This is a genomic window from Flavobacterium rivuli WB 3.3-2 = DSM 21788 (genome assembly GCF_000378485.1).
GTDB classification, from domain to species: Bacteria; Bacteroidota; Bacteroidia; order Flavobacteriales; family Flavobacteriaceae; genus Flavobacterium; species Flavobacterium rivuli.
Genome location: NZ_KB899966.1, coordinates 381,024 through 393,895, shown reverse-complemented (window position 1 = coordinate 393,895; position 12,872 = coordinate 381,024). Strand labels below are relative to the sequence as shown.

The 12,872-nt window shown below is 40.9% G+C and carries 10 protein-coding genes; 8 read left to right on the top strand and 2 right to left on the bottom strand.

Translation table 11 applies throughout. The features are described from left to right. Nucleotides 1–156 precede the first annotated feature (156 nt). The 8 genes from F565_RS23355 (at nucleotide 157) to F565_RS0101880 (ending at nucleotide 8,784) form a co-directional block, all read left to right on the top strand. The gene (locus F565_RS23355) at nucleotides 157–774 is read left to right on the top strand and encodes a cation:proton antiporter domain-containing protein (protein WP_316931031.1); all 618 of its coding nucleotides are present in this window, start codon (nucleotides 157–159) and stop codon (nucleotides 772–774) included. Beyond that, a complete protein-coding gene (locus F565_RS23350) occupies nucleotides 713–1,729 on the top strand; it encodes a cation:proton antiporter (protein WP_316931030.1) in 1,017 nt (338 codons plus the stop codon). The genes F565_RS23355 and F565_RS23350 overlap by 62 nt, the downstream gene beginning before the upstream one ends. 91 nt (nucleotides 1,730–1,820) lie before the next feature. Then, nucleotides 1,821–2,843 (top strand): LacI family DNA-binding transcriptional regulator, encoded by a 1,023-nt coding sequence (locus tag F565_RS0101905; RefSeq protein ID WP_020211495.1) that lies wholly within the window; start codon nucleotides 1,821–1,823, stop codon nucleotides 2,841–2,843. Nucleotides 2,844–2,888: 45 nt separating this feature from the next. Beyond that, a complete protein-coding gene (locus F565_RS0101900) occupies nucleotides 2,889–3,827 on the top strand; it encodes a carbohydrate kinase family protein (RefSeq protein WP_020211494.1) in 939 nt (312 codons plus the stop codon). 11 nt (nucleotides 3,828–3,838) lie between these two features. Beyond that, a complete protein-coding gene (locus tag F565_RS0101895) occupies nucleotides 3,839–5,101 on the top strand; it encodes a sugar MFS transporter (RefSeq protein ID WP_020211493.1) in 1,263 nt (420 codons plus the stop codon). Then, on the top strand, nucleotides 5,098–6,504 hold the full coding sequence (locus F565_RS0101890) for a carbohydrate porin (protein ID WP_020211492.1): 1,407 nt from the start codon (nucleotides 5,098–5,100) through the stop codon (nucleotides 6,502–6,504). The genes F565_RS0101895 and F565_RS0101890 overlap by 4 nt, the downstream gene beginning before the upstream one ends. 24 nt (nucleotides 6,505–6,528) lie before the next feature. Then, nucleotides 6,529–7,374, top strand: a complete 846-nt coding sequence (locus tag F565_RS0101885) for a sugar phosphate isomerase/epimerase family protein (protein WP_020211491.1) — start codon at nucleotides 6,529–6,531, stop codon at nucleotides 7,372–7,374. 156 nt (nucleotides 7,375–7,530) lie between these two features. Next, entirely contained in the window at nucleotides 7,531–8,784 is a 1,254-nt protein-coding gene (locus tag F565_RS0101880; RefSeq protein ID WP_020211490.1) for an MFS transporter, read from the top strand. 27 nt (nucleotides 8,785–8,811) lie between these two features. Here the strand turns inward: F565_RS0101880 and acnA are convergent, their stop codons facing one another. Both acnA and F565_RS0101870 read right to left on the bottom strand, forming a co-directional pair. Next, a complete protein-coding gene (gene acnA, locus F565_RS0101875) occupies nucleotides 8,812–11,589 on the bottom strand; it encodes an aconitate hydratase AcnA (RefSeq protein ID WP_020211489.1) in 2,778 nt (925 codons plus the stop codon). Between the two features lie 206 nt (nucleotides 11,590–11,795). Beyond that, on the bottom strand, nucleotides 11,796–12,854 hold the full coding sequence (locus F565_RS0101870) for a class I fructose-bisphosphate aldolase (RefSeq protein WP_020211488.1): 1,059 nt from the start codon (nucleotides 12,852–12,854) through the stop codon (nucleotides 11,796–11,798). Nucleotides 12,855–12,872 lie beyond the last annotated feature (18 nt).

Genomic DNA, 12,872 nt, shown 5'->3' with positions numbered 1-12,872 from the left:
TCAAAAATAACAATTTTTAAGGAGTATCTGTTCATTTAGCAGGCGCTATCATGGTTAAAAGATTATATCCTTGTAGCAAAATGCATTGTTATTGTATAAACCAAAATAAAATTCCGCAATTTTTTGTAATATTATACTATCAAAATATATCTGCAAATGCTACATGATTTCCCATTCTACTTAGGCCTCATTGTGGCTATTTTGTTGCTTATTATGCTGGCAAATAAAATTAGGGTTGCTTATCCTGTTTTACTGGTTTTAGCAGGGTTAGGCATTAGTTTTATTCCGTTTATACCTGCATTACATATTGAGTCAGAACTTATATTCATAATATTTTTGCCCCCACTTTTGTACGAGGCATCATGGGCTATATCCTGGAAAGAATTATGGAAATGGCGACGCATAATTAGCAGTTTTGCATTTGTAGTAGTATTTTTCAGCGCATTTTCGGTAGCGCTTGTGGCAAATTATTTTATACCCGGCTTTACACTTGCCCTTGGTTTTTTACTGGGCGGAATCATATCGCCGCCGGATGCCGTTAGTGCCGGTGCTATTTTAAAATTTGTAAAAGTACCGCGTCGTTTTTCATCTATTTTAGAAGGAGAGAGCTTATTGAATGACGCATCTTCGCTTATTATTTTCAGGTTTGCACTAATAGCAGTTGCCACGGGGGCAGTTTATATGGCAGGAGGCAGCAGTAAGTTTTGCATGGATGCTGGCAGGCGGGGTAGGGGCCGGCCTGATTATAGCGTATGTAATTATGAAAATGCATAAATTACTGCCTACAGATGCTAACAGCGATATTATACTTAGCCTTGTTACGCCATATATTATTTACATATCGGCAGAAGAAATACATAGCTCTGGAGTACTGGCAGTTGTTAGCGGAGGTTTGTTTTTATCTACCCACAGGCTTTCTTTTCTTAGCAGTACATCGCGGCTGCGAAGTACAAATGTGTGGGAAAGTTTTAGTTTCCTGCTTAACGGCCTTGTATTTATGTTCATAGGGCTCGAACTTCCCGAAATTGTGAATGGTCTTGAAGAGGTAAATTTATTTACTGCCATAGGTTATGGGCTTCTTGTTACGGCGGTATTAGTTATGGGCAGGATCATCTCGGCCTATATGGCTGTTGTGGTAACGCTCATAGCACGAAATTTTATAACTGTTGCAGATGCCTCAAACCCAGGTGCAAGGGTGCCGTTACTTTTAGGCTGGGCAGGTATGCGGGGTGTTGTTTCATTGGCTGCTGCCTTGTCTATACCGGTGCAATTACAGGATGGATCTGCTTTTCCGCACCGCAACCTAATACTCTTTATAACCTTTATTGTTATTCTTACAACGTTGCTATTACAGGGGTTAACATTGCCATATCTTATAAAGGTAATCCATATTGATGACCCCGATACGACCAAACCTGAGGAAGAGCTTTACAGCGATTTGCGGAAAGAACTTGCCGGGCATGCACTTAAACATTTGCGGGATAACTATAGCGACACATTGCGTGCCCAACCTATATTGCAATTTTTTGAGCGTAAGTGGGAAGATACCAATGATGCCCACGATACCGTACTTATGAGCGATGATGCCAAGGCTGTTTACCTTGACATCCTTAACCTGCAGCGCAAGGTATTGCATAAACGAAATAGTGAAGACAATATTAATGAAGACATAATAAGGAAACACCTGCATTACCTGGATCTTGAAGAAGAAAAACTGAAAATGCTTTAACATCGACAATCCTCGCTAATAAAAATAAATTCAAAATTATTTGCTTAAACGTTTAATCTTGTTATATTTGCCAAAGTAAGTTATCGTTATAGTGAAAAAAGTTTCAATAAAAGATGTGGCATTAAAGGCGGGAGTATCCATCGCCTCAGTATCTTATGTGCTTAACAACAGGACCGATAGCCGTATTGGTAAAGAAACCATAGATAAGGTAAGAAAAGCTGCCGATGAGCTTAATTACCGGCCTAACAATATTGCTAAAAGCCTTAAAACGCAGCGTACATTTACTATCGGGCTTATTGTTGCAGATATTGCCAACCCTTTCTTTTCGCAAATTGCACGTATTATAGAAGATGAGGCTAAAAAGAAAGGCTATACGCTAATTATAGGCAGCAGCGACGAGAATAACGAAAAATTTGAAAGCCTTATTGAGCTGTTTTCAGACCGGCAGGTAGACGGGCTTATTATTGCCCCGGTTGAAAACAGTGAGCTTTACATGGAAAAGATAATTCGCCAAAAAATTCCTTTTGTGTTTATCGACCGTTATCTGGAGAATGTTAAAGCTTCGGGTATCCGCATAAATAATTATGATATCAGTTTTGCTGCTACAGAGCACCTTATAGCCGGTGGCCGCAAAAATATTGTGCTTGTGGCATATAATACTACACTTCCGCATCTTACCGAAAGGACACTTGGTTTTACAGATGCATTAAAAAAGCATGATCTTGCTTTTAATGATGCTTCTGTTATAAGTGTTAATATTAATAGCATTGACGCCGATATCGATTTTGCCCTTACAACTTTGCTAAATGATAATAACAAACCTGATGCACTGTTTTTTACAAGTAATAAACTGGCAGTTTCAGGATTAAAAAACCTTATGAAACGCACTGTAAAAATACCGGAAGATATTGCCGTAATAGCTTTTGATGAAACAGAAGCTTACGAACTTTTTAGCCAGTCGGTATCTTATATAAGACAACCTTTGGCAGAAATAGGAAAGGAAGCCCTTAAACAATTACATTTAAAAATAGAAGATCCGTCTGCACCAGTGGCAAACATTGTTGTAGATGCTTCGCTCCATATAGGGCAGACTTCTAACCCTAAAACACCTTAACTTTTTTATTTATCCATTTGCTTAAACGTTTAACTAAATATTAAAATGAAAGATCGAATAAATAAGCCCTCCATATATTGTTTTGGAGAAGTGCTCTGGGATATTTTCCCTACAGGCGCACGTGCCGGTGGTGCACCATTTAATGTAGCCTATAACCTTATGCGCATGGGGGTAGATGCCCACATGATAAGCCGTGTAGGTAACGATGGTTATGGAGCAACATTACTTGCCCAGATTGAAGACTGGGGTATTACAGTAGCCGATAGCCAGGTAGATAAAAAATATGATACGGGTACTGTAATAGCTCATATAGATGAGCATAACGAGGCACATTATGATATTGTGCAGCCCGTAGCCTGGGACTTTATTGAGTACCGCAAAGATTATACAGAAAAAGTGGCTAACGCCGATGCTTTTGTTTTTGGCAGCCTTATAACCCGCAATGAGGTGTCGTATAAAACACTTTTAAAACTTTTAGAAGTTGCAAAATTCAAGGTGTTTGATGTAAATATACGTCCGCCATTTTATTCGGTTGAAATTATTACAGAACTGCTTAAAAAAGCCGACCTCGTTAAAATGAATAAAGCCGAATTGCGTATAATACTTGACTTTTTGGGTAAAGAATATACAAGCGAGGACAATGGTATCCGTTTTATTCAGCAGGAGTTTAATGTATCCGAAGTTTTGGTTTCTAAAGGGAGTAAAGGTGCGGTATATTATAATGGCGATGAGCATTTCGAGTTTCCGGCAGTACCCGTAACTATTCAGGATACAGTAGGCAGCGGGGATGCGTTCCTGGCAGGTTTCCTTTCTAAAAGGATTGCAGGCGCAACACCACAGGAAATCATGAAACAGGCTACGGCACTTGGTGCTTTTATAACATCTAAAGAAGGCGCATGCCCAAATTATACCATTAAAGATTTCGAATCTTTTTGTGAGGCCAATAGTGTTGCAGAGGGTAACATAACAAATGCTAATATTTAATAATCAGTAGTATGTCTCAGGCAAAATTTACCGAAAAAAAGTACCTTGTTACTTTTGTATTTGTCACTTCACTGTTTCTTTGCTGGGCCATTGCCATAACTATGGGCGATGTGCTTAACAAGCATTTCCAGAATGTACTGCACATCAGCAAATCAGAATCAGGGCTTGTGCAGCTTTCCATTTTTGGCGCTTATGCAGTAATGGGCATTCCGGCAGGTTTGTTCATGAAACGTTACGGCTATAAAAAAGGCGTTTTATTAGGCCTTATTTTATATGCTCTGGGGGCATTCTTATTTGTTCCGGCAGCGCAAAACGAATCATTTACTTATTTCAGGGCGGCATTGTTTATATTGGCATCCGGCCTTGCAACGTTAGAGACTGTTGCTCATCCATTTATAGCATCGTTAGGAGATGAACGTACAAGTGACCAGCGCATAAATTTCGCACAATCATTTAACGGGTTAGGAGCTATAATAGGGCCGTTATTAGGAGGTTTCTTTATTTTAAATACAGAGGGTGCAGCAGGGTTAGAGTCGGTTAAAAATCTGTACATGATCATCGGCGGGGTAATACTTGCCATTGCCATTGCCTTTTGGTTTGTAAAAGTCCCTGCCCTTAAAGACCCACATGCTGAAACATCTCATAATGATGCTGATGCTGTAAATACTGATGTAGTTGCAAACGCACCATTATACCGCCAGCGTCATTTTATGTGGGCAGTACTGGCACAGTTCTTCAACATTGGTGCACAGGGCGGTACATGGGCATACTTTATAAATTATGGTGTAGAAAAAACAGGCCTGGCAGATAACCAGGTAGCCTATTACTTTTCGCTTAGTATGGCCATGATGATGGTTGGCCGTTTTATAGGCACGTTCTTAATGCGCTACATAGCGCCTAATAAATTACTTGCCATATACTGCGTTTGTAATATGGTGCTGTGCCTTGTAATTTCGCAAAGCTTTGGGTGGGTATCTTTTGGCGCTTTGGTTATGCTCAATTTCTTTTTAAGTGTAATGTACCCTACAATATTTAGTTTAGGCTTAAAAAAGCTGGGCAACAAAACAGAGCAGGCATCGTCATTTTTAGTAATGGCTATGTTTGGCGGGGCGGTTTTTCCACCAATAATGGGCCTGGTAGCCAATACTAATATTGCTTATGCTTACCTGTTGCCTATAGTATGCTATGTAGTAATACTACTTTTTGCTGTTAAATATTATAAGCCTAAAACGCTTGGTGTAAACCGTGTTGCTATAAATAAAAGCACGATATGATACCTGGTTCTTTTTACAGGTTAATTATATTTATTGCTGTATTGCTGGGCAGTAATGCCGTTAACAGCCAAATAGTAATAACAAATAAAAATTTTTCCTTTGGCACTACCGGCCGGATAGGGTTTGGGTACTCTCCGGATATAGAAGGGCATACAGGCCGCCAACTTAACCTGTTGGGTCAGGGATCACTGGGCGGCAGGATGGATCAGGGCGATTATGTAGACCTGCTTCCTGCCTTTCATTTCACTCCGGTAAATGCAAATAAGGATAGCACTGCAATAGATTTTCAGGTGAGGCTGGCCTTTTATTCCTCAAATGGTACATTTTTGGGTAATGTACATTCAGGGTCAATAAACGGTATGATAGTAAGCCTGCCCGAAGCCTTTGTAGAAGCGCGCAATATCGTAGGGAGCCCCTGGAGTGTTTGGGCAGGGGCCCGCTACATGCGTTATGACGACATACATATTGCCGATTATTTTTATTTTGATGACCACTCCTCGCAGGGCTTTGGTGTAAAGTATAAAAAGACTTCTTTCTCTATGTTTTTTCCCGCGGCTATAGATACTACTTCGTCTAATGTTACACCATATTCGTATGCTAACATTATATCGGGTAGTAAGGTTTTAGCTTACAGGCAAAGGGAGGTTATGGTGGCAGAGCATAGCTTTAACATCAATAAAAAACATCTTATAAAGCTACTGGCAGAATATCACTACGTTTCTGCCGTTACAAAAAATGCCGACCCTAATTATCCGTCAGATTATGGCTTTGTAGGCGGTATTAAATTAAGTTCGCAACTCACTACAAAAAAGCCCGGTTCTTTTAACCAGATATCTGTGCGGTATGGTACAGGCATAGCAAATGGGGGAGACAGCGGCAGTACACAAACCTGGCGCACTTTTGGCGCACCCGATGGTAATGGTAAATACAAGGGAGCCTTTTCTTTTACGGCAGTTGAGCATTTAATGCTTAACCTGTCTGACAGGGTTAGCCTTAACCCATACGCAGTGTATACCAAAAGCAGGGGAGGTGCCGACACCAAAGGCAAAGCCATGAATTTTTATGGGCGTGAAATTTTTAACGATAAGACTGACCTTGCCCTCGGCACACGGCTCATTTACTACGTTACCGATTGGTTCCACATGGTGACAGAACTGCATTATACTACCCGTAAAGACGGTTACAACCCACAGGCCACAATGGCAAAATTTGCATTGGCGCCAACTATTGTACCTACTGCCGAACGCAGCCCATGGGCACGGCCACATATTCGCCTTATTGCTGAAGTAGCCCGGTACAACGACTATGCAAAGAGTGCCATGTACTCGCCGTTTTTAGAGCAGGCGGGACACAGAAGGCTGGGTACGTATTTTGGGGTACGGTCAGAATGGTGGGTGTTTTAAACTAATTACAATAAAACAATTACAATGAATATTAAAATAGGGGCATCACTGCTATCATGGATAACGCCATTATGGAATGCCGAAGCAGGCCATTATGCCATACAAAAAACAGCACAGGCAGGTTTTGACATCATCGAAATATTGCTGCCAAACAACATGGACTTTGATGCTCCAACTGTAAAAAAACAATTAAAAGAAAATAATCTGGGTGTGGTTTGCTCGGTTAACCTGCCCAAAGAAGCACATATTTCTTTTTATCCTAAAGATGCCCTGGCCCTTATAAAAAAGGCCCTTGATAAAACCGCAGTGCTTGATGCCGACTTTTTAGGTGGTGTACTGCATGGTGGCATTGGTGTGTTTACAGGAAACCCACTTACTAAGGCAGAGAAAGATATTATTATTAATGTTTGGGGTGAAGCCGCATATTATGCCCAAAAAAGCGGCATTACCATAGGCATAGAGCCAATAAATCGTTACGAAAGCTACGTTTGTAATACTGCTGCTAATGTTATAGAGCTGATAGAAAAAACAGGAGCGTCTAACCTTGCGGTTCACCTGGATACTTTTCACATGAACATTGAAGAGAATAATTTTCACGATCCGGTAATACAGTCGGATAAATTACTTAAGCATGTGCATATTACCGAGAGCAACCGTGGTATGCCCGGCGAAGGTACAATTAATTGGGATGAATTTTTTGGTGCACTAAAGGAAATTGACTTTAATGGAAATTTGGTACTTGAAAATTTTTCATCGTCTGTTGCCGGGATGCAGCAGGCGGTTTCGCTATGGCAAAAATCTCCTTACAATACTGAGGCTCTTGCTGTGGGTAGTTTAAGGTTTATTAAGGATAAGTTAGCCAACCTATAGAGTTAACCGTAGTTATATATGTAATTGATATAGATATTTAAACCCACAGACGTAAGCCTGTGGGTTTATTACTTTATAGAACGTAATTTAGTATCTTTACTATCAGTAACTTTAAGTAATGATTTCAATCTGCCTTAATTTTGAAATATAAAAACCATGACCACACAAACTCCTGCAAAACCTAAATTGTTCCCTATACTTTTGGTTACATTTATAGATACGTTAGGAATGAGTGTTGTATTACCATTCCTTGTGGTAATTGTCTTAAAAATGGGTGGTAACGCCTTAACCTACGGTTTACTTGGGGCGACATATTCTGTATTTCAGCTTGTTGGTGCACCGCTTTTAGGCAACTGGTCAGACAGTTCTGGCCGCAAAAAGATATTATTAATTAGCGAAATAGGCACGTTTATAGGGTGGATGATATTTATTGTGGGTTTGCTAATTGCACCGTCCGGTACAGTAGCTAATGCCGCTAAGCATAACGATCTGGTAATAACTTTACCACTTATGCTAATCTTTTTAGCACGGGCTATTGATGGTTTAACCGGTGGAAGCATTTCTGTAGCCAATGCCTATCTTGCCGATATATTTGAGAAAAAAGACCGGAAGCAAAACTTTGGTAAAATATCTGCTGCTTCAAATATGGGGCTTATTTTTGGCCCATTAATGGCAGGGTTGCTGGGAGCCACGGTATTGGGTAACCTATTGCCTGTTATTGCTACAGCCCTAATATCTTTTGTCGCTGTCTTTGTAGTGTATTTTTACATCCATGAAAGCAGGTTTAAATCTGCTGATACCGATAAAGTAACAATTAATCAACCCACAAAAAAGGATGTATTTAAAGTTTTTAAGATAGATGGAGTACCTTATTTCCTGTTGCTCTATTTCCTGATATACCTTGCCTTTAATTTTTTTTATATAGCATTTCCTGTTTATGCAGCCGACGAATTAAAGTGGTCGGTACTACAGCTTGGGGTGTTTTTCTCATTTCTAAGTGGAGCACTCGTGGTTGTTCAGGGACCATTGCTTACCTATCTCAGCAAGCATTTTTCGGGTGCCGTACTTGTTATTACAGGCGGCTTTTTATTGGCAATATGCTTTGTCTGCCTTACCTTTAATAATATTGTGGTAATGTATATTGGGGCATTGTTCTTTGCTTTGGGTAACGGGCTTATGTGGCCATCGTTTGTGGCATTGCTCTCTAATACCGGCAATGAAGATACCCAGGGAGCTATACAGGGAGTAGCCAGTGCAGCCGGAAGCCTTGCCAGTATTATTGGGTTGGTTAGCGGTGCATTTTTATTTAACGTGCTTCACGGTAACATCTTTTTTGTTACCGCTGCTTTTATGGCAGGCATTGCATTGCTTTCTGTCCCGTTGATACAAAAGGAAAAAGCAATGCAATAAATACCTGTCATTAATTACTTTATATCATTATGCTTTTAAGAACTGCCTTAATACATATTGTAAAATACCACCATTCCTGTAGTATTCTATTTCAATTTTAGAGTCCAGTCTTGCAATAGCGCTAAACACAATAGCCTGGCCATCTTTTTTTACAGCAGTAACTTCAACTACTTTTAATGGTTTAATATCGTTGGCAATCCCGGTAATGCTAAAGGTTTCTTCGCCGGTAAGGCCAAGGCTTTCGGCATTGTCTCCGGTTTTGTACTGCAATGGCAACACACCCATACCCACAAGGTTGCTCCTGTGTATACGCTCATAACTTTCGGCGAGTACTGCCTTAACTCCTAAGAGGAAAGTACCTTTTGCAGCCCAGTCTCGCGATGACCCGCTACCGTATTCTTTACCTGCAAGTACCATAAGTGGTATGTGTGCCTCTTTGTATTTAACAGATGCATCATAAACACTCATGTCTTCGCCGGTAGGCAAAAATTTAGTGTACCCACCTTCGCGGCTTGCCAGTTTATTTTTAATGCGCACATTGGCAAAAGTTCCCCTTATCATAACTTCGTCGTGTCCACGGCGTGAACCGTATGAGTTAAAATCGGCTTTTTCCACACCGCGGCTTATAAGGTATTTACCTGCTGCAGATGTTTCGTTATAAGCCCCTGCAGGAGATATGTGGTCGGTCGTTATGCTGTCGCCAAGAGAAAGCAGCACATTGGCATCTTTAATATCCTGTAATTCTCCCGGTTCATCGGGCAGGTTATTAAAGAACGGCGATTCTTTAATGTAGGTAGAGTTATCATCCCAAACATAAATTTTCTCATCAGGTATCTCAAGGTTTTGCCATGTTTCGTTACCATCAAAAATTGTCCCGTAGCTTGTGGCAAACTGTGTTGGCGAAAGCACTTCGCTCATAACGGCATTAATTTCGTCGTTACTTGGCCAGATATCTTTAAGGAAAACCGGCTGCTGGTTAGGGTCGTAGCTTATAGGTTCATTAACAAGGTCTACATCTACCCGGCCGGCAAGGGCATACGCAACAACAAGCATGGGCGACATTAAAAAGTTCATTTTTATTTGCGGGTGTATCCTTGCTTCAAAATTTCGATTACCTGATAGTACTGATGCCATAACAAGGTCATGATCGTCTATAGCCTTTGCAATGTGTGCAGGCAGCGGGCCGGAATTGCCTATACAGGAAGTACAGCCGTAACCCACTACGTGAAATTTAAGTGCTTCGAGGTCGTCCAGTAAATCGGCTTTGATAAGGTAATCGGTCACTACTTTAGAGCCTGGCGCTAAGGATGTTTTTACCCATGGCTTAACATTAATTCCTAACTGGCGTGCTTTCTTGGCAACAAGCCCGGCACCTATCATAACATAAGGGTTAGACGTGTTGGTACATGATGTAATAGCAGCTACCACCACGGCACCGTCTGACAGCATAAACTGTTCCTGGCCCATGGTAACTGCAACCATTTTCATACCGTCCTCTATCTTTTCTTCAATTTTAATATCCTGTTTTATTTCAGGTTCGGTTACAACAATAGGCAACGCGCTGCCGCCTTCGGCATACCAGCGGGTTAACTGTTCTTGTGGCTTAAGATATTTACGCCCAAACGACTGGTGAAGTACATCTATAAATTTAGGTTTAAAATCTTTTAGCAATATTTTATCCTGCGGCCTTTTTGGCCCTGCCACTGTAGGTTCTACTGTACCAAGGTCTAATTCAAGAATATCGGTATAGGTAATTTCTTCATTGCCGGTGCGCCACAACAGGTTGGCTTTACAGTAATCTTCAACCAGTTGTACCTGCTCTTCGCTACGGTTGCTTAAACGCATATATTCCAGCGTTTTATCATCAATAGGGAAGTAGGTTACCGTACAGCCAAATTCGGGCGACATGTTACCTATCGTTGCCCTGTCCGGTACCGAAAGATGGTCCAATCCATCGCCAAAAACCTCTACAAATTTACCCACAACGCCATATTTCCTCAGCAGTTCGGCAATGGTAAGCACCATATCTGTAGCGGTAGAGCCTAAAGGCAGCTCTCCGGTTAAGCGCAGGCCAATAACCTCAGGCATGATAAAATAAATTGGCTGGCCTAAAATTGCAGCCTCAGCCTCAATACCGCCCACGCCCCAGGCAATAACACCAATACCGTTAACCATAGGCGTGTGGCTGTCTGTTCCCACTAAAGTATCCGGGAACACCTCGCCATTGCGCTGTATAACCCCTTTAGATAAATATTCAAGGTTTACCTGATGGCAAATGCCCATTCCGGGAGGTACCACACTAAAGTTACTGAACGATTTTTGTGCCCACTTTAAAAACTGGTAACGCTCTTTGTTTCGGGTGTATTCTTCGTCCATATTACGGCCATACGAATATTCGGTACCAAAATAATCTACCTGAACGGAGTGATCTATAACAAGGTCTACAGGTATAAGCGGATTAATTTCGTCTGGGTTTTTACCCTTACGGGCAATCTCTGCCCTAAGTGATGCTATGTCTACCACGGCAGGCACGCCGGTAAAATCCTGCATTAATACACGGGCAGGCTTAAAGGGAATATCTTTATCAGATGCTTCCGGTTTCCAGTTGAGCAGTGTTTCTACGTTTTCTTTTGTAATGGCAAAGTCGTCATAATTTCTTAATACGTTTTCTAATAGAATACGAATAGAGAAAGGCATTTTGCCAATTTCGTGCCCTTGTTTTTCAAGTTCAGGCAGGCTGTAATACGTATAAGAGCCCGTTTTTGTATTGAGTAGTTTTTTAATTTGATAAATGTCGTTCTGCATAGTTGTAAGTAGTTATTTGTTTTAAACTGTGGCATGCATGTGTGTGAAATACGTGCCATTAATTTTTTTGTGTATAACTTTAAAATTAGTGAATAAAAGCTGAAAATGTGTATTATATGTAAAAATTTACATACAATATAGCGTTAAAAATTATGCCCGCATTAAGCAGGCATAATGGATAATACTTTTTAATGCTGTATATATGATTATGCAATTGTAACATCTTTAGAAAGATACACGTCCTGCACATCTCTTATTAATTGTGCTCCTTCATCAAACGGGCGCTGAAATGCTTTCCTGCCCATGATAAGCCCTGTACCTCCGGCGCGTTTATTAATAACCGCGGTTTTTATAGATTCGGCAACATCGCTAGCTCCCTTAGATTCTCCTCCGCTATTAATAAGACCTGCGCGACCTGCATAGCAGTTAAGCAATTGATAACGCGTTAGGTCTATAGGGTGGTCAGACGACAACTCGCTATATACTTTGGGGTCGGTTTTAGAGAATTTTATAGTATTGAAACCACCGTTATTTTGCGGAAGTTTTTGTTTTATGATATCTGCCTGAATAGTAACGCCTAAACGGTTTGCCTGCCCGGTAATATCTGCCGCAACCTCATAGTTAACACCATCTTTAGTAAAATCGTTATTGCGGGTGTAGCACCATAATATGCATGCCATACCCAACTGATGAGCGCGCTCAAAAGCTTTAGATACCTCGATGATCTGTCGGTCGGAGTTTTCAGATCCAAAATATATGGTTGCACCCACGGCAGTAGCGCCCAGGTTCCAGGCGTCATCTACACTGCCAAACATTATTTGGTCGTACTTGGTAGGGTAGGTAAGAAGCTCGTTATGGTTTATCTTAACTATAAACGGTATTTTGTGTGCATATTTCCTCGACATTATTGCCAGGTTGCCAAAACTTGATGCTACACCATTGCAACCACCTTCTATAGCGAGTTTGATAATGTTTTCAGGATCAAAATAAAGCGGGTTAGGAGCAAAAGAGCTTCCTGCAGTATGTTCTATATCCTGATCTACAGGTAATATAGAAAGGTAACCTGTACCACCCAGCCTGCCGTGGTTATATAATGAAGCTAAACTTTTTAAAACCTGTGGGTTGCGGTTGCTCTGACCAAAAATATCATCTACAAAAGTGGGTGAGGGGAAGTGTAAAAGGTCTTTAGAAACTTTGGGAGAATTAAAGCCAAGGAGGCTTTCAGCTTCGTTACCTAAAAGCTGTTGTATATCGGTGAAATTCATAAATTTATATGATTATTG

What these genes read in the sequence shown, in the direction of transcription:
- F565_RS23350 (WP_316931030.1), top strand. Translation starts at nt 713, where the DNA reads ATGCTGGCAGGCGGGGTAGGGGCCGGCCTGATTATAGCGTATGTAATT.
- acnA (WP_020211489.1), bottom strand. Translation starts at nt 11,589, where the DNA reads ATGCAGAACGACATTTATCAAATTAAAAAACTACTCAATACAAAAACG.
- F565_RS0101890 (WP_020211492.1), top strand. Translation starts at nt 5,098, where the DNA reads ATGATACCTGGTTCTTTTTACAGGTTAATTATATTTATTGCTGTATTG.
- F565_RS0101870 (WP_020211488.1), bottom strand. Translation starts at nt 12,854, where the DNA reads ATGAATTTCACCGATATACAACAGCTTTTAGGTAACGAAGCTGAAAGC.
- F565_RS0101895 (WP_020211493.1), top strand. Translation starts at nt 3,839, where the DNA reads ATGTCTCAGGCAAAATTTACCGAAAAAAAGTACCTTGTTACTTTTGTA.
- F565_RS0101900 (WP_020211494.1), top strand. Translation starts at nt 2,889, where the DNA reads ATGAAAGATCGAATAAATAAGCCCTCCATATATTGTTTTGGAGAAGTG.
- F565_RS0101880 (WP_020211490.1), top strand. Translation starts at nt 7,531, where the DNA reads ATGACCACACAAACTCCTGCAAAACCTAAATTGTTCCCTATACTTTTG.
- F565_RS23355 (WP_316931031.1), top strand. Translation starts at nt 157, where the DNA reads ATGCTACATGATTTCCCATTCTACTTAGGCCTCATTGTGGCTATTTTG.
- F565_RS0101885 (WP_020211491.1), top strand. Translation starts at nt 6,529, where the DNA reads ATGAATATTAAAATAGGGGCATCACTGCTATCATGGATAACGCCATTA.